This is a genomic window from Paracoccus ferrooxidans (assembly GCF_029909815.1).
Lineage (GTDB): Bacteria > Pseudomonadota > Alphaproteobacteria > Rhodobacterales > Rhodobacteraceae > Paracoccus > Paracoccus versutus.
In genome coordinates this window covers 2,225,247-2,240,173 of sequence record NZ_CP038198.1, presented here as the reverse complement: position 1 = coordinate 2,240,173, position 14,927 = coordinate 2,225,247, and the positions used below count along the sequence as shown (strand labels likewise).

At 69.5% G+C, this 14,927-nt stretch carries 16 protein-coding genes and 1 pseudogene; 5 read left to right on the top strand and 12 right to left on the bottom strand.

Annotated features, from left to right (window positions below; all coding sequences use genetic code 11):
* Positions 1-109 precede the first annotated feature (109 nt).
* Positions 110-1,084 (top strand): cobaltochelatase subunit CobS, encoded by a 975-nt coding sequence (gene cobS / locus E3U26_RS11240; RefSeq protein ID WP_036751307.1) that lies wholly within the window; start codon positions 110-112, stop codon positions 1,082-1,084.
* Here the strand turns inward: cobS and E3U26_RS11235 are convergent.
* Together E3U26_RS11235 and E3U26_RS11230 are read right to left on the bottom strand one after the other, a co-directional pair.
* The gene (locus tag E3U26_RS11235) at positions 1,081-1,473 is read right to left on the bottom strand and encodes a type II toxin-antitoxin system HicB family antitoxin (protein ID WP_036751309.1); all 393 of its coding nucleotides are present in this window, start codon (positions 1,471-1,473) and stop codon (positions 1,081-1,083) included. The two genes, cobS and E3U26_RS11235, sit on opposite strands and share 4 nt — an antisense overlap.
* Positions 1,470-1,748 (bottom strand): type II toxin-antitoxin system HicA family toxin, encoded by a 279-nt coding sequence (locus tag E3U26_RS11230; RefSeq protein WP_449044535.1) that lies wholly within the window; start codon positions 1,746-1,748, stop codon positions 1,470-1,472. The genes E3U26_RS11235 and E3U26_RS11230 overlap by 4 nt, the downstream gene beginning before the upstream one ends.
* On the opposite strand from E3U26_RS11230, the gene cobT reads away from it, so the two are divergent.
* From cobT to E3U26_RS11215, 3 genes are all read left to right on the top strand, one after another.
* Complete coding sequence (gene cobT / locus E3U26_RS11225) at positions 1,747-3,609, top strand: cobaltochelatase subunit CobT (RefSeq protein ID WP_499104865.1); 1,863 nt, start codon at positions 1,747-1,749, stop codon at positions 3,607-3,609. The two genes, E3U26_RS11230 and cobT, sit on opposite strands and share 2 nt — an antisense overlap.
* A 99-nt stretch (positions 3,610-3,708) precedes the next feature.
* A complete protein-coding gene (epsE, locus tag E3U26_RS11220) occupies positions 3,709-4,962 on the top strand; it encodes a glycosyltransferase family 4 protein (RefSeq protein ID WP_499104864.1) in 1,254 nt (417 codons plus the stop codon).
* 27 nt (positions 4,963-4,989) lie between these two features.
* A complete protein-coding gene (locus tag E3U26_RS11215; protein ID WP_499104863.1) occupies positions 4,990-6,804 on the top strand; it encodes an aminopeptidase P family protein in 1,815 nt (604 codons plus the stop codon).
* A 168-nt stretch (positions 6,805-6,972) separates the two neighbouring features.
* On the opposite strand, the gene E3U26_RS11210 is transcribed toward E3U26_RS11215, so the two are convergent.
* The 7 genes and pseudogenes from E3U26_RS11210 to E3U26_RS11180 form a co-directional block, all read right to left on the bottom strand.
* Complete coding sequence (locus tag E3U26_RS11210) at positions 6,973-8,034, bottom strand: DUF475 domain-containing protein (RefSeq protein WP_036751317.1); 1,062 nt, start codon at positions 8,032-8,034, stop codon at positions 6,973-6,975.
* A 99-nt stretch (positions 8,035-8,133) separates the two neighbouring features.
* Positions 8,134-8,433: an MOFRL family protein gene (locus E3U26_RS11205; RefSeq protein WP_499105794.1), complete on the bottom strand. Its 300-nt coding sequence runs from the start codon at positions 8,431-8,433 to the stop codon at positions 8,134-8,136.
* Between the two features lie 291 nt (positions 8,434-8,724).
* A pseudogene (locus E3U26_RS11200) lies at positions 8,725-9,173 on the bottom strand (DUF4147 domain-containing protein); the annotation flags it as partial.
* Entirely contained in the window at positions 9,173-10,123 is a 951-nt protein-coding gene (locus tag E3U26_RS11195; RefSeq protein WP_449044538.1) for a 2-hydroxyacid dehydrogenase, read from the bottom strand. The pseudogene E3U26_RS11200 and the gene E3U26_RS11195, both read right to left, overlap by 1 nt.
* Entirely contained in the window at positions 10,123-10,464 is a 342-nt protein-coding gene (locus tag E3U26_RS11190; protein ID WP_072460949.1) for a tRNA-binding protein, read from the bottom strand. The genes E3U26_RS11195 and E3U26_RS11190 overlap by 1 nt, the downstream gene beginning before the upstream one ends.
* The gene (proC, locus tag E3U26_RS11185; RefSeq protein WP_499104862.1) at positions 10,461-11,264 is read right to left on the bottom strand and encodes a pyrroline-5-carboxylate reductase; all 804 of its coding nucleotides are present in this window, start codon (positions 11,262-11,264) and stop codon (positions 10,461-10,463) included. The genes E3U26_RS11190 and proC overlap by 4 nt, the downstream gene beginning before the upstream one ends.
* A 38-nt stretch (positions 11,265-11,302) precedes the next feature.
* Positions 11,303-11,803, bottom strand: coding sequence for a type III secretion system chaperone family protein (locus E3U26_RS11180; protein WP_036751324.1), 501 nt, complete (start codon positions 11,801-11,803; stop codon positions 11,303-11,305).
* A 224-nt stretch (positions 11,804-12,027) separates the two neighbouring features.
* Here E3U26_RS11180 and cobD point away from each other — a divergent pair, with 224 nt between their 5' ends.
* Positions 12,028-13,005 carry a threonine-phosphate decarboxylase CobD gene (gene cobD / locus E3U26_RS11175; RefSeq protein ID WP_276241739.1) on the top strand — a complete coding sequence of 326 codons (978 nt, stop codon included), beginning with the start codon at positions 12,028-12,030 and terminating at the stop codon, positions 13,003-13,005.
* On the opposite strand, the gene E3U26_RS11170 is transcribed toward cobD, so the two are convergent.
* The 3 genes from E3U26_RS11170 to E3U26_RS11160 are packed head-to-tail and all read right to left on the bottom strand — an operon-like array spanning position 12,989 to position 14,805.
* A complete protein-coding gene (locus E3U26_RS11170) occupies positions 12,989-14,032 on the bottom strand; it encodes a 5-(carboxyamino)imidazole ribonucleotide synthase (protein WP_449044542.1) in 1,044 nt (347 codons plus the stop codon). The genes cobD and E3U26_RS11170 overlap by 17 nt on opposite strands.
* Positions 14,025-14,534, bottom strand: coding sequence for a 5-(carboxyamino)imidazole ribonucleotide mutase (gene purE / locus E3U26_RS11165; RefSeq protein WP_214273217.1), 510 nt, complete (start codon positions 14,532-14,534; stop codon positions 14,025-14,027). Before purE ends, E3U26_RS11170 begins: the two co-directional genes overlap by 8 nt.
* A gap of 52 nt (positions 14,535-14,586) precedes the next feature.
* Entirely contained in the window at positions 14,587-14,805 is a 219-nt protein-coding gene (locus E3U26_RS11160) for a YdcH family protein (protein ID WP_036751331.1), read from the bottom strand.
* Positions 14,806-14,927 lie beyond the last annotated feature (122 nt).

Here is a 14,927-nt window from a genome sequence, read left to right as displayed (position 1 = left end):
GCGCGCCCATGCGCAATTCGCAGCCGCGGCGACGGTTCCCGCGCCCCGCCCGGCTTGCGCCCGCGCGGGGAATCATTCATCAAGCATGGGACAATCGAAAGGGCCGCCCATGCTGGATCAGAACGCGAAACCGACCGAAGAGATCGACCTGCGCGAGGTCTTCGGCCTAGACAGCGACATGAAGGTCAAGGGCTTTGCCGAACGCTCGGACCGGGTGCCCGACATCGACACGACCTACAAGTTCGATCCCGACACCACGCTGGCGATCCTGGCGGGCTTTGCCTACAACCGTCGGGTGATGATCCAGGGCTATCACGGCACCGGCAAATCCACGCATATCGAGCAGGTGGCGGCGCGGCTAAACTGGCCCTGCGTGCGGGTGAACCTGGACAGCCACGTCAGCCGGATCGACCTGATCGGCAAGGACGCGATCAAGCTGGTGGACGGCAAGCAGGTCACGGTCTTCCACGAGGGCATCCTGCCCTGGGCCCTGCGCAACCCGACCGCCATCGTCTTCGACGAATACGACGCCGGCCGGGCCGACGTGATGTTCGTGATCCAGCGCGTGCTGGAGGCCGACGGCAAGCTGACGCTTCTGGACCAGAACGAGGTCATCACCCCGAACCCCTATTTCCGCCTGTTCGCGACGGCGAACACCGTGGGCCTGGGCGACACCACCGGCCTCTATCATGGCACGCAGCAGATCAACCAGGGCCAGATGGACCGCTGGTCGCTGGTCGCGACGCTGAACTACCTGAGCCACGACGCCGAGGCGGCCATCGTGCTGGCCAAGAACCCGACCTACAACACCGAGAAAGGCCGCAAGATCATCAGCCAGATGGTGACGCTGGCCGACCTGACGCGCACGGCCTTCATGCAGGGGGATCTCTCCACGGTCATGTCGCCGCGCACGGTGATCGCCTGGGCGCAGAACGCGCGCATCTTCGGCGACAACGTGGGCTATGCCTTCCGGCTGACCTTCCTGAACAAATGCGACGAGTTGGAACGGCAGACCGTGGCCGAATTCTATCAACGCCTGTTCGACGAGGAACTGCCGGAAAGCGCGGCGGTCAAGGCGGGCTAATGCCCGCCCTTGATCTCGTTCAGGGCCGCCATCGCCAGAAAGCCCGAGCGGGTCAGGCCCAATTGCTCTGCCGCCGTATCGACCGCGTCCAGCGTTCCGGCATCCATGCTGACATTCACCCGGCGCTGCCTGGTCATGCGACGGATATGCGGCACCGCGATCAGGAAGGCGCCAGCCGTCAGCTCTGCCGCGCATTCGGCGGCGATTTCGCCCAAGGCGCGGGGCTGGCTGTCCGGGGCGTCCTCGAACCACAGTTCCAACGCCTCGACCGCGTTCGGCAGGATGTCCTTTTCGTCATCGGCCGCCGAAAAGCAGCCCGGCAGGTCCGGGAAACGGATGCCAAAGGCGCTGTCGGGAGCTTTTTCGACCAATGCCAGATAGGTTTTCATTCCTTGTCCTCCAACCATCCTGCCATGCGCGCGATGCTGCGGGCCGTGCCAAGGGGCAAATCCTTTTTGGGGTGCGGCACGATCACGACGCGCCCTTCCTTGCGGAACTTGTGATGCGATCCCCGGATCGAAACCTCTTCCCAGCCTTCCGCGGCAAGGCGGCGCAGAATGTCGCGGCTGTTCCGAAGGATTTCCATGTGTGTAAATATGTGTGCATGACCTGTTGCGTCAAGTCCTCTCGACAGCCGGCCTGAACTGGCCCAGAAATAGATCATGAAAAAATCCGACAACCCCGCCGATCCGTTCAAGAAGGCCCTGACCGAGGCCACCCGCGCCCTGGCCGAGGATCACGAGCTGAACGTGACCTTCACCGCCGACCCTTCCGGCGTGGCGGGCGATACCATGCGCCTGCCGCAGGTCAGCCGCCGCATGACCCGCGACGAGGTGCTGCTCGCGCGCGGCACCGCCGACGCCCTGGCGATGAAGCTGCGCCACCACGACACCGGAACCCATGCGAAATACGTGCCTGCCGGACCGATGGCGCGCGACCTCTACGAGGCGATGGAGACCGCGCGCTGCGAGGCGCTGGGGGCCCGCGACATGCCCGGCGCGCTCAGCAACATCGACGCCAAGCTGGGGCAGGAGGCCGAGCGCAAGGGCTATGGCCAGATCAAGGCCCCGGCCGATGCGCCGCTGGCGGTGGCGGCGGGCTATATCGTGCGGCAGGCGGCGACGGGCCGCGCCCTGCCCTCGGCCGCGCAGCATGTCGCCGACCTGTGGCGCTCCTTCGTCGAGGAACAGGCCGGCGCCGATCTCGATCATGTGGGCGAGGTGCTGGCCGACCAGGCGGCCTTCGCCCGGCTCGCCCGCAAGGTGATCGCCGACCTGGGCTATGGCGACCAGCTGGGCGAAGACCCCGACGAGCCGCAGGAAGACGAGGCCGAGGAAAACGCCGAGCAGGACGAGGAGGCCGGCGACAACCAGTCCCGCGACCAGAACCAGGACGACGAGGCCGAGGCCAGCCCCGAGCGCACGCAGGAGCAGACCCAGGAAGAGCGCCAGGCCCAGGTCAGCATGGACGACCAGTCCGACGAGGAGCTGGTGGACGAGGCCGAGATGTCCGAGGCCGAAACGCCCCCGGACCTGCCGCCGCAGGTCAGCGAGGCGAGCCCGGATTACCGCGTCTATGCCCAGGAATTCGACGAGGAGATCCGCGCCGAGGATCTGGCCGACCCGGCCGAGCTGGAGCGGCTGCGCGCCTATCTGGACAAGCAGCTGGAACCCCTGCGCGGCGCCGTCTCGCGCCTGGCCAACAAGCTGCAACGGCGCTTGCAGGCACAGCAGAACCGCAGCTGGGAATTCGACAAGGAAGAGGGCGTGCTGGACGCCGGCCGCCTGGCCCGCGTGGTGGCGAACCCGACGACACCGCTGTCCTTCAAGGTCGAAAAGGACACCGAGTTCCGCGACACCGTGGTGACGCTGCTTCTGGACAATTCGGGCTCGATGCGCGGCCGGCCGATCAGTATCGCCGCGATCTGCGCCGACGTGCTGGCCCGCACGCTGGAGCGTTCGCAGGTCAAGGTCGAGATCCTGGGCTTCACCACCCGCGCCTGGAAGGGGGGCCAGAGCCGCGAGAAATGGCTGGCCGCGGGCCGGCCGGCGCAGCCGGGGCGGCTGAACGACCTGCGCCATATCATCTACAAGGGCGCCGACGCGCCCTGGCGGCGGGTGCGCCCGAACCTGGGCCTGATGATGAAGGAAGGGCTCCTCAAGGAAAACATCGACGGCGAGGCGCTGGAATGGGCGCATCGCCGGCTGGCCCGGCGGCCCGAGGCGCGGCGCATCCTGATGGTGATCTCGGACGGGGCGCCGGTGGACGATTCGACGCTGTCGGTCAACCCGGCGAATTTCCTGGAAAAGCACCTGCGCGACGTGATCGCGATGATCGAGCGCAAGAAGCAGGTCGAGCTGCTGGCCATCGGCATCGGCCATGACGTGACCCGCTATTACGAGCGCGCGGTGACGATCACCGATGCCGAGCAGCTGGCCGGCGCCATGACCGAACAGCTCGCCGCCCTGTTCGAGGCCGATCCCAGGAAGCGCGCCCGCGCCATGAACCTGCGCCGCGTGGGCTGAACCTGTTCTTTCGGGCTGCTTGAACTGCCCCGCGTCCCATGCGACCAATTTCGCAGGACCGGGGCCGTTTTTCCGCCTCGCAGGCCAAGGGGCTTTGACGTGCTGAAGATCGGTTTCTTCATTCCCGAATTTCCGGGCCAGACCCATATCTTCCTGTGGCGCGAACGGCAGGCGCTGGCGGAGCTGGGGATCGAGGCCGAGCTGATCTCGACCCGCCCGCCGCCGCGCGCCGTCGCCTCGCACAGCTGGGCCGCCGAGGCGCAGGCGCAGACCCGCTACCTGATGCCGCTGGGCGGCGAGGGCCTGGGCATCCTTGCGGAACTCCTGCGCTCGGGGCCCGCCGGCTGGGCGCGGGGCCTGGGCGCGGCGATGACCGCCGAGGCGCAGGGGCTCAAGGGCCGGCTGCGGATGCTGGCGCTGCTGGCCATGGGCGCGCGGCTCAAGCGCATCGCCCGCCAGCAGGGCTGGAACCACATCCATGTCCACAGCTGCGCCGACAGCGCCAATATCGCCATGTTCGCCGAAAGGCTGGGCGGGCCCGGCTACAGCCTGACCCTGCACGGCCCGACGCTGGAGGGCTACGGGCCGAACCAGCGGCAGAAATGGCGCCATGCGCGCTTCGCCACCATCATCTCGCAATTGCTGACGCAGGTGGCCGAGCGCGAGATCGGCGCCGACCGCCCGGCGGTGATCAATGTCGCGCCGATGGGGGTGGACCTCGACCAGATCCGGCGCCAGGCTCCCTGGCAACCGCCCGCGCCGGGCGAGCCGCTGCGCATCTTCAGCTGCGGCCGGCTGAACGCGGTCAAGGGCCATGACCACCTGATCCAGACGGTCGCCCTGCTGCGCGCCCGCGGCATCGATACCCGGCTGGAGATCGCGGGCGAGGACGAACAGGGCGGCACCGGCTATCACCGCCAGCTCGACGCGCTGATCGCGGAAAAGGGGCTCAGCGATGCGGTGACGCTCTTGGGCGCGGTCAACGAAACCTCGGTCCGCGAGGGGCTGGAGCGCGCGCATATCTTTGCGCTGGCCAGCCTGAACGAAGGCATCTCGGTCGCGATCATGGAGGCGATGGCGATGGAGATGCCGGTGGTCGTCACCGATGTCGGCGGCAATCACGAGCTGATCACCTCGGGCCGCGACGCGATCCTGGTGCCCCCCGAACGCCCCGAGGTCATGGCAGACGAAATCGCCCGGCTCCACGCCGATCCCGACGAGGCGCGGCGGCTGGCGCAGGCCTCCCGCGCCCGCGTCGCTGCCGATTTCCACCACCGCCGCAGCGCCCAGGCGGTGGCCGACGGGCTGGCCCGCACCCTGCCCGGCGCGCACGAGGCGCTGGCCCGCGCCTGACATCCAGAACAAGACCCAGAGGCAAGCATGTTCCAGACCTATGACAGCCACTCCGACCCCGCCGCGCATCCGCCCCGGCTGGCGGCGCTGCGCCGCGAACTGGCCGCGCGCGGGCTCGACGGCTTCCTGGTGCCGCGCGCCGACGCCCATCAGGGCGAATATGTCGCGGCGCGGGACGCGCGGCTGGCCTGGCTGACCGGATTTACCGGCAGCGCCGGCTTCTGCATCGTCACGCCCGACCGCGCCGGCGTGTTCATCGACGGCCGCTATCGCGTGCAGGTCAAGGCCCAGGTGGACCCCGCGCATTTCACCCCGGTGCCCTGGCCGGAGACGAAACCCGCCGACTGGCTGCGCGAGGCCCTGCCCGAGGGCGGGCGCATCGGCTACGACCCCTGGCTGCACACGCGGCGCGAGATCCACGAGATGGAAAAGGGCTTGGCCGGCTCGGGCATCGCGCTGATCGCGCTCGACACGAACCCGGTCGATGCGATCTGGACCGACCAGCCCGAGGCGCCGGTGGGCGCGGTCCGCCTCTGGCCCGACGAGATCGCCGGCGAGACCGCGGCCGAAAAACGCGCCCGCATCGCCCGCGCGCTGCGCGATGCCGGACAGCAGGCAGCGGTGCTGACCCTGCCCGATTCGGTGTCGTGGCTGCTGAACATCCGCGGCGCCGACGTGCCGAAGAATCCGGTGGTGCAAGGCTTCGCCATCATCGAGGAGAACGGCCATATCGCCGTCTTCACCAACCCGGCCAAGTTCGGCGCGGAGGTGCGGGCGGCGCTTGGCAATGTGGTCTCGATCCTGCCGCTCGATGCGCTGACCCCGGCGCTGACCAACCTGGCCGGCCCGGTGCGGGTCGACCCCGCCAGCGCGCCCGAGCAGGTGTTCGCGCTGATCGAAAGCATGAAGACCCCCATCGCCGAAGCCCCGGATCCGGTGATCCTGCCGAAAGCGCGCAAGAACGCGGCCGAGATCGCCGGGATGCGCGCCGCCCATCTGCAGGACGGCGCCGCGGTGACGGAACTGCTGTGCTGGCTCGACGCCCGCGCACCGCATCTGGACGCCGAGCCGCTGACCGAGATCGACGTGGCCACCAAGCTCGAGGAATTGCGCGTGGCGCGCGGCATCCTCGACATCAGCTTCGACACCATCGCGGCCACCGGCCCGCATGCCGCGATCCCGCATTACCATGTCGACCGGCAAAGCAACCTGCGCATCCTGCCCGGCCATGTGCTGCTGGTCGATTCCGGCGGGCAATATGCCAACGGCACCACCGACATCACCCGCACCCTGCCGATGGGCCCGGTCGATCCGGCGGTGCGGCGGCCCTATACCCGCGTGCTTCAGGGCATGATCGCGCTGTCGCGGGTGCAGTTCCCCAAGGGCCTCGCGGGCTGCCATATCGACGCGCTGGCCCGCGCGCCGCTGTGGTCCGAGGGCATGGATTACGACCACGGCACCGGGCACGGCGTCGGCGCCGGCCTTTCGGTGCATGAGGGGCCGGTCAGGATCTCGCGCATCTCGGACATCCCGCTGGCCCCCGGCATGATCCTGTCGAACGAGCCCGGCTATTACCGCGAGGGCGGCTTCGGCATCCGCATCGAGAACCTGATCGTGGTCGAGGAACAGGGCAGCCCCGACGGGCGCGAGATGCTGGGCTTCGAGACCCTGACCTTCGCCCCGATCGACCGTCGCCTCATCGAGCCCGGCCTGCTCGCCCCGGCCGAGATCGCCTGGCTCGACGCCTATCATGCGCAGGTCCGGGAGAAGATCTCGCCCCTGGTCGCGGGCGAGGTGCGCGATTGGCTGTCGCTGGCGACGCGGCCGCTGGGCAGCGCCTGACACCTGGCGCCGTTCACCGTGTCCCAAATGCTCTCCGGACGGCGCCGGCCGCGCCGCCCGGCGCGATGGGACGCCGCGGCCGCGACTTCTCTGTTCCCCAAATACTCCAGCAACCGCGCCCCTGGGCCCCATCGCATGGGTATTTGGAAAACGGAAAGAACGGCAAACTCAGCCCTGCGGGTGGCGGCGGCGCCAGGCCAGCGAACTGAGGAAGGCCATGCCGATGAAGCAGGCGCCCAGCAGGCCGGTGACCACTTCCGGGATCGGCCGCAGGGTCTGGACGAACATCAGGATGGACAGAACGAAGATCGACCAGAAGGCACCGTGCTCGAGATAGCGGAAGGCGGCCAGCGTGCCGCGCTCGACCAGCATCACCGTCATCGAGCGCACATACATCGCGCCGATGCCAAGGCCGATGGCGATCAGGAACAGGTTCTGGGTCAGCGCGAAGGCGCCGATCACCCCGTCGAAGCTGAAGGACGCGTCCAGCACCTCGAGATAGAGGAAGGCGCCGAAGCCGCCGCGCGCCATGTCGGCATGCCGGGGGGCGCCGCCCCAGCGGTCCAGGACATGGCCGAGCATGTCCACCAGCAGATAGGTGATCACCCCCCAGATCGCGGCGATGATGAAGGCATGCTCCTTTTCCGCCGGCAGCTGGCCCACGATCACCAGCATGCAGATCAGCACGAAGCCGACCTCCATGCCGCGGATCTCGCCCAGCTTGCGCAGCGCGGCCTCGACGCCCTTGATCCAGTCCACGTCCTTGGCCTCGTCGAAGAAATAGTTCAGCGCCACCAGCATCAGGAACGAGCCGCCGAAGGCCGCGATGGGCAGGTGCGCCTCGTGGATGATGCGGGAATATTCCTGCGGCTGGGTGGCGGCGAGGCGCAGCGCCTCCCATGGCGCCAGGTGGGCGGCGATCACCACGACCAGCAGCGGAAAGATCACGCGCATGCCGAAGACCGCGATCAGGATGCCCCAGGTCAGGAAGCGGCGCTGCCATTTCGGCACCATCTGCTTGAGCTTGTTGGCATTGACGATGGCATTGTCGAAGCTGAGCGAGATCTCCAGCACCGCCAGGATGCCGGCGATCAGGAAGAAGGCCAGCGCCCCCGAGCCGGTGCCATGGTATTCCCAGCCCAGGAAGGCGGCGAGCGCCAGTCCCGCGCCGGTGACGATGAAGGGCCAGGTCATGTAGCTGAGGGTCGATCTCATGGGGTTCCCCGTCATGCGGCTCGTGCCCTTCGGTCTTAGGCCCTGCCGGAAGGACGGGCAAGGCAGGCGGGCGCAGGGCAGCCTTGCGCGCGGCCCAGGACGCCGCCCGTGCTTTCAGCCGCGCACCAGCACCGCCAGGTCGGCGACATTGGTGCCGGTGGCGCCCGCCGCCACCAGCGCATCGCCCGCCGCCAGCGCCGGGGTCGAATCGTTCCTGGCCAGCGCCGCCGCTGGGTCGATGCCGCCCGCCCGGATCGCCGCCGGCGTGCCGGGACCGACCAGCCCGCCCGCCGCCTCGCCCGGACCGTCGCGCCCGTCGCTGCCGACCGCGACAAAGGCCCAGCCGAAATTCACCGGCTGCGCCTCGGCCAGCAGCGCGAGCCGCAGGGCCAGTTCCTGGTTGCGCCCGCCCATGCCGTCGCCGACCAGCCTGACCGTGGTCTTGCCGCCGAAGGCCAGCGCCTGGCCCGGCCGCAACCCCGGCGCCAGGACCCAGATCGCCCGCGCGCAATCCTGCACGTCGCCCGCAAGCGGCAAGGGCGCCGGATCGGCCCCGGCCGCGACCATGGCCGCGACCGAAAGCGCGTTCGAGCCGATGAGGATATTGCGGGCCGGCGGCAGGGCGCGGCGGTCCTGGGGCTGCCGCAGCACTGCCCGCGCCACATCAGACATCCGCTCCCAGATGCCCAGCCTGCGCGCCAGGTCGGCGGCCTCGGCCCGCGTGCCGACCGGCGCCACCGTCGGCCCCGAGGCGATCACCCGCAGGTCGTCCCCTGGCACGTCCGACAGGATCAGCGCCGCGACCGGCGCCCGCGACAGCCGCAGCCAGCCGCCGCCCTTCAGCCGCGACAGCCCCTGCCGGATCGGGTTGACCTGCGCAATATCGGCGTCCGAGGCCAAGAGCAGCCGGTTCACCGCCTGCTTGTCGGCCAGCGTCAAGCCGGCAGCATGGCCGAGCCCCCGCCCGAGATCAGCGCCAGCACCCGGTCCTGCGGCCGGGCCGAGGAAAGCCGGGCGATCACCGCCTCGGCCGCCGCCACGCCATCGGCATCGGGCTGCGGATGGCCGGCGCGCATGACCCGCGCCCCGGCCAGCGCCGCGTCGTTGCCGGCATTGGTCACCGCCAGCGCCTCGGCGCGCGCACCTGGCACCATCAGTTCACCCGGTCGGGCAACGCCTGCCCCTCGACAAAGGCGACCAGGTTGTTCAGCGCCCGCATCGCCATGGCGGTGCGCACCTCCTCGGCGGCGGTGCCCAGATGCGGCAACAGGGTCACGTTCTCCATAGCGCAAAGCGCGGGCGCCACCTTCGGCTCGAACTCGTAGACGTCGAGCCCGGCCCCGGCGATCCGGCCCTGTGCCAGGGCCTGGACCAGCGCCGCCTCTTCGACCACGTCGCCGCGGGCGATATTGACCAGGTATGAGCGCGGCCCCAGCCGCTCCAGCTCATGCGCGCCGATCATGTGCCGGGTCTCGGCCCCGCCCGGCACGGCGACGACGGCGAAATCCGACTGCGCCAGCAGCTCGTCCAGGTCGGCCACCTGCCGGGCCGGGAAGTCCAGCGACGAGACCACCGAGCGGTTGTGGAACAGCACCTCCATGCCGAAGCCGAAATGGCAGCGCCGGGCGATGGCCTTGCCGATGCGGCCCATGCCGATGATGCCGACGGTGCAGCCGGTGACATGGCGGCCCAGCAGCTGCGTCGGCTCCCAGCCGGTCCATGCGCCGCGGCGCAACAGCCGCTCGCCCTCGCCCGCCCGGCGCGCGGTCATCAGGATCAGGGTCAGGGCGATGTCCGCCGTGGCCTCGGTCACCGCATCCGGGGTGTTGGTCACGGCGATGCCGGCCGCCGCGGCCGCCGCCACGTCGATATGATTGTAGCCGGCGCCGAAATTCGCCAGCAGGCGGCAGCGCGGCCGGGCCTGGAAGGCCTCGGCGGTGAAGCGGTCGCCCAGGGTCGGCATGATCGCGTCGTAATCGGCCAGAGCCTGCGCCGCCTCCTCGACGCTCAAGCCGTCCCGGCGGTCCAGGATCTCGGTCTCGAACCGGGCCGACAGCGCATGTTCCGCCGCCTGCGTCATGCGGCGCGTCACCAGAAGCTTCATCAATACATCCTCCCCCCGTCCGGCACCTCGCGTTCGGGACCGATCAGCACCACCTCGCCATCGGCGTCGGGCAGGCCCAGCACCAGCACCTCGGACATGAAGGGGCCGATCTGGCGGGGCGGGAAATTCACCACCGCCAGCACCTGCCGGCCGATCAGTTCCTCGGGCGCATAATGCCGGGTGATCTGGGCCGAGCTCTTGCGGGCGCCGATCTCGGGCCCGAAATCCAGCCACAGCTTGAAGGCCGGGCGCCGCGCCTCGGGGAATGGCTCGGCACGGGTGATGCGGCCGACGCGGATCTCGACCTTTTCGAAATCCGCCCAGGCGATCTGGCCGCTCATCGGCCCAGCTCCCGCCCCCGCTCGGCTGCCGCGGCGACGGTGCGGCGCATCAGCGGCGGCAGGCCGGTCTCGGGGTCCATCAGCTCGCGAAGCGCCGCCGCCGTGGTCCCGCCGGGCGAGGTCACGGCCTCGCGCAGCCTGGCCGGATCCTCGTCCTCATGCACGGCCAGCGCGCCCGCCCCGGCCACGGTCGCCCGCGCCAGTTCCAGCGCCAGCGCCGGCGAAAGCCCCTCGGCCGCGCCCGCCGCGGCCATGGCCTCGATCATGTGAAACACATAGGCGGGCCCCGAGCCGGAAAGCGCCGTCACCGCATCCATCTGATCCTCGCCCTCCAACCGCACCACGCGGCCGACGGCGGACAGCAGCGCCTCGGCCAGGGCCATCTCGGCCTCGCCGGCCCTGGCGTTGCCGATGACGGCGGTGATGCCCTGGCCGATGGCCGCGGGCGTGTTCGGCATGGCGCGCACGATCGGCGCCGCCGGAAAGGCCGCCTCATAGGCGCCCAGCGTCACCCCCGCCGCGACCGAGATGACCAGCGTCCCCGCCCCGACCGACAGCCGCGGCAGCACATCCGCCATCATCTGCGGCTTGACGGCGATCACCAGCACGGCGGGCGCCTCGGGCAATTCTCCGTTGATCCAAATACCCAGACCCGACAGCTCCGCCCGCGGCTGGGGGTCCACCACATGCACCGCCCGCGCCGCCAGCCCGTTCTTCAGCCAGCCGTCCAGCAGCGCGCCGCCCATGCGGCCGCAGCCGACCAGCACCAGCCCGCGCGCATTCAGATCCGAGAAATCCATGTCCTGCCCCCTGACTTGGCCCGCGCAAAGGCGGGAATTCAGGCGCGACCGTAGGCCTCGGACATGGCGATGTCCATGGCGGCCTCGGGCGTGGCGTCGCCCCAGCAGGCCAGCTGGAAACAGGGATAGAAGCGCTCGCAGGCCAGGATGGCATTGCCGATCATCTGGTCGATCTGCTCGGGGCTGGCGATGGCATCGCCCGAAAGCACCAGCCCATAGCGCCAGACCATCAGCCTCTGCGGCCCCCAGAAGGTGAAGCCGCCGTCCCAGACCTGGTCGTTGGCCAGGTTCAGGACCTCGTAGAGCGCCGGCAGCTTCTCGGCCGGGGGGTCCATGTCGAAGGTGCAGATCAGCCGCAGCACCTCTTCGCGCGGCGACCAGGCCAGCGTGATGGAATAGGTGCGCCATTGGCCCTCGACCGCCATGGCGATCTGGTCCTCGGCCAGACGGTCGAAATCCCATTCGTGATGCGCCGCGACGGTTTCCACGATGTCGATGGGATGGATGTCATCGCTATGGATGAAGTCCAGCTGTGCCATGTCCTGTCCCCCTGCCTGTCTGAGAGCGGGGCAAGGTCGAAACCCCAACCCTTGGTGGCCCAGACTACACCCGGCGTAGTTTCCGGGATGCGCCTACAACATATCGTGTGCCGGTTCCACGAGGGTGTAAAGCGAAAATTCCGTTACCGGATCGCGACAGCCAGGCTCCGCCGCTTGACCGCCGGCTTTCGTGCAGGTTCAAGGGCGGCCAGGGAGGATTGCCCATGCGCGACCACGGCGGCGACATCGACAAGGCGGCCAGCCGCTTCGGCCGGGCGGACTGGATCGACCTGTCCACGGGAATCAACCGCCGGCCCTGGCCAAACCCGGCAAGTTCGGCGGGGCCGCTTTCGGCCCATGCCCTGACCGCGCTGCCGACGGCCGCCGATACCGCCCGGCTTTGCGCCGCGGCCGCCGTCCGATTCGGCTGCCCGCCAGAGCAGATCCTGCCGCTGGCCGGCGCCTCGGCGGCGATCCAGCTTTTGCCGCATGTGCTGCCGGGGCGGCGCGCGGCGGTGCTGTCGCCGACCTATAACGAACATGCCGCCAGCCTGCGCGCCGCCGGCTGGGAAGTGGCCGAGCCCGCCGACCCGGCCGCGCTGGCCGGCGCCGATCTGGCGGTGATCGTGAACCCGAACAACCCGGACGGGCGCGAATTCCTGCCCGCGCAGGTCGCCGCCATCGCCGCGACGGTCGGGCAACTGGTGGTGGACGAAAGCTTTGCCGATCCCCGTCCCGACCTGTCGGTGGCGGGCGCGCGGCCCGATAACGTCACCGTACTGCGCAGCTTCGGCAAGTTCTGGGGCCTTGCCGGGCTGCGGCTAGGCTTTGCCATCGCCGCGCCCGAGACGCTTGCCCGCTTGGCCGAGCGCGCCGGCCCCTGGTCGGTCAGCGGCCCGGCGCTGGAGATCGGCACCCAGGCGCTGGCCGATGCGCCATGGATCGACGACACCGTGGTCTGGCTGTCCGAGGCCGCGCTGCACCTGGACCAGATCGTCACCCCGCATTGGCCGTTGGTCGGCGGCACGCATCTGTTCCGGCTCTACGACACCCCCGACGCGCCGGCCGCATGCGACCTGCTGGCCCGCGCCGGCATCTGGAGCCGCATCTTTCCCTGGCATCCGCACTGGATCCGCCTGGGCATTCCCGGCAATCGCGAGGAATTCGACTGCCTGGCCGGCGCCTTTACGGCAGCCGGTTGACATGCCCCATCTTGCGGCCGGGGCGCGCCTCGCCCTTGCCGTAAAGATGAAGCTGCACGCGCGGCTGCTTCAGCAGTTCCGGGATGCGCAGCACGTCGTCGCCGATCAGGTTCTCCATCTCGACATCGGCGTAACGCTGGCCGTCGCCCAGCGGCAGGCCGGCCACGGCGCGGATATGCTGCTCGAACTGGTCCACGGCGCAGCCCGCCTGCGTCCAATGCCCCGAGTTATGCACGCGCGGCGCGATCTCGTTCACCACCAGCCCGTCGCGGGTCACGAACAGCTCGACCCCCATGACGCCGATATAGTCCAGCGCATTTACGATGCGGCCCGCGACCAGCACCGCATCGGTCAAGAGGCCGGCCGGAAGGCCGCAGGGCACGGTGGTGGTGCGCAGGATGCCCTCGCGATGGACGTTCAGCCCCGGATCATAGGCCGCGACCTGCCCGTCGGCGCCGCGGGCGACGATGACGCTGATCTCGGCCGAGAAATCCACGAAGCCCTCCAGCACCGAGGGCGCGCCGGTCCAGTCCCGCTGCCCCGCATCGGAAAAGCGGATCTGCCCCTTGCCGTCATAGCCCAGCCGCCGGGTCTTGAGGATCGCGGGCGCACCCAGCGCCGCCAGCGCCTCGGGCAGGTCGGCCTCGGTCTCCACGCTGCGATAGGGGGCGGTGCGCAGGCCGATGCCGGCCAGGAAATCCTTTTCCGCCAGCCGGTCCTGCGACACGGCCAGCGCACGGCGGTTCGGCCGGATCGGGCGCAGCGATTCCAGCAGGTCCAGCGCCGCCGTCGGCACGTTCTCGAATTCATAGGTGATGACGTCGACCGATTCGGCAAAGGCGCGCAGCGCCGCCTCGTCCTCATAGGGCGCGGTGGTCAGACGATGCGCCACGTCGCCCGCCGGCGCGGCGCCCGGCTCGTAGACATGGCAGCGATAGCCCAGCCGGCTGGCCGCGACCGAGAGCATGCGGCCCAGCTGGCCCCCGCCCAGGATGCCGATGGTGGCGCCGGGTTTCAGTTCACTCATCCTTCGGCTCCTCGGGGATGGAATCGGACAGCGCCTGGCGCCAGGCATCCAGCCGCGCGGCCAGATCGGGATCGGACACCGCCAGGATGCCGGCCGCCATCAGCCCGGCATTGGCGGCACCCGCCGCACCGATGGCCATGGTGGCGACCGGATAGCCCCTGGGCATCTGCAGGATGGAATAAAGCGAATCGACGCCCGACAGCGCCCTGGTCTGCACCGGCACGCCGATCACCGGCACCCGCGTCTTGCTGGCCATCATCCCCGGCAGATGCGCGGCCCCGCCGGCGCCGGCGATGATGACCTTGAGCCCGCGCGCCACCGCGGTCTTGCCATAGTCCCACAGCCGGTCCGGCGTGCGATGGGCGGAAACGATCCGGGCCTCGTAGGCGATGCCCAATTCGTCCAGGATGGCGGCGGCCTCGCGCATGGTCGGCCAGTCGGACTGGCTGCCCATGATGATTCCGACAGGTTTCCCGGCGGGCTTTTCGGCGGCTTTTTCCATGGCTCGACCCCCTTTTGCGCCCCGCCCTACAGCGCCGGGCGGGATCATGCAATCAGGCGATGATGTCGGGGGTAAGCTCGTCCTCGAGCCGGGCGATGCGGTCCTTCAGCGCCAGCTTCTGCTTTTTCAGCCGTTGCAGGGTCAGCGAATGGGTCAGGCTCTGGCTCGACAGCGCGGCGATCGCCTCGTCGAGATCCCGATGCTCGCGCCGCAGCACCTCCAGCTTGGCGCGGGTGATCTCTTCATGGGACATCTCATGTTGGGCGTTCATCTCGGGCCTCGGGCTGGATCGCCTTGGTTATAGCGCGGCCTCCGGGCGTTGTTAATGGTTTTGCGGGAACGCGTTAACGCGGACCGGCCGGTTCGGAAAAACGCTTGCCCCGAAGCGGCCTT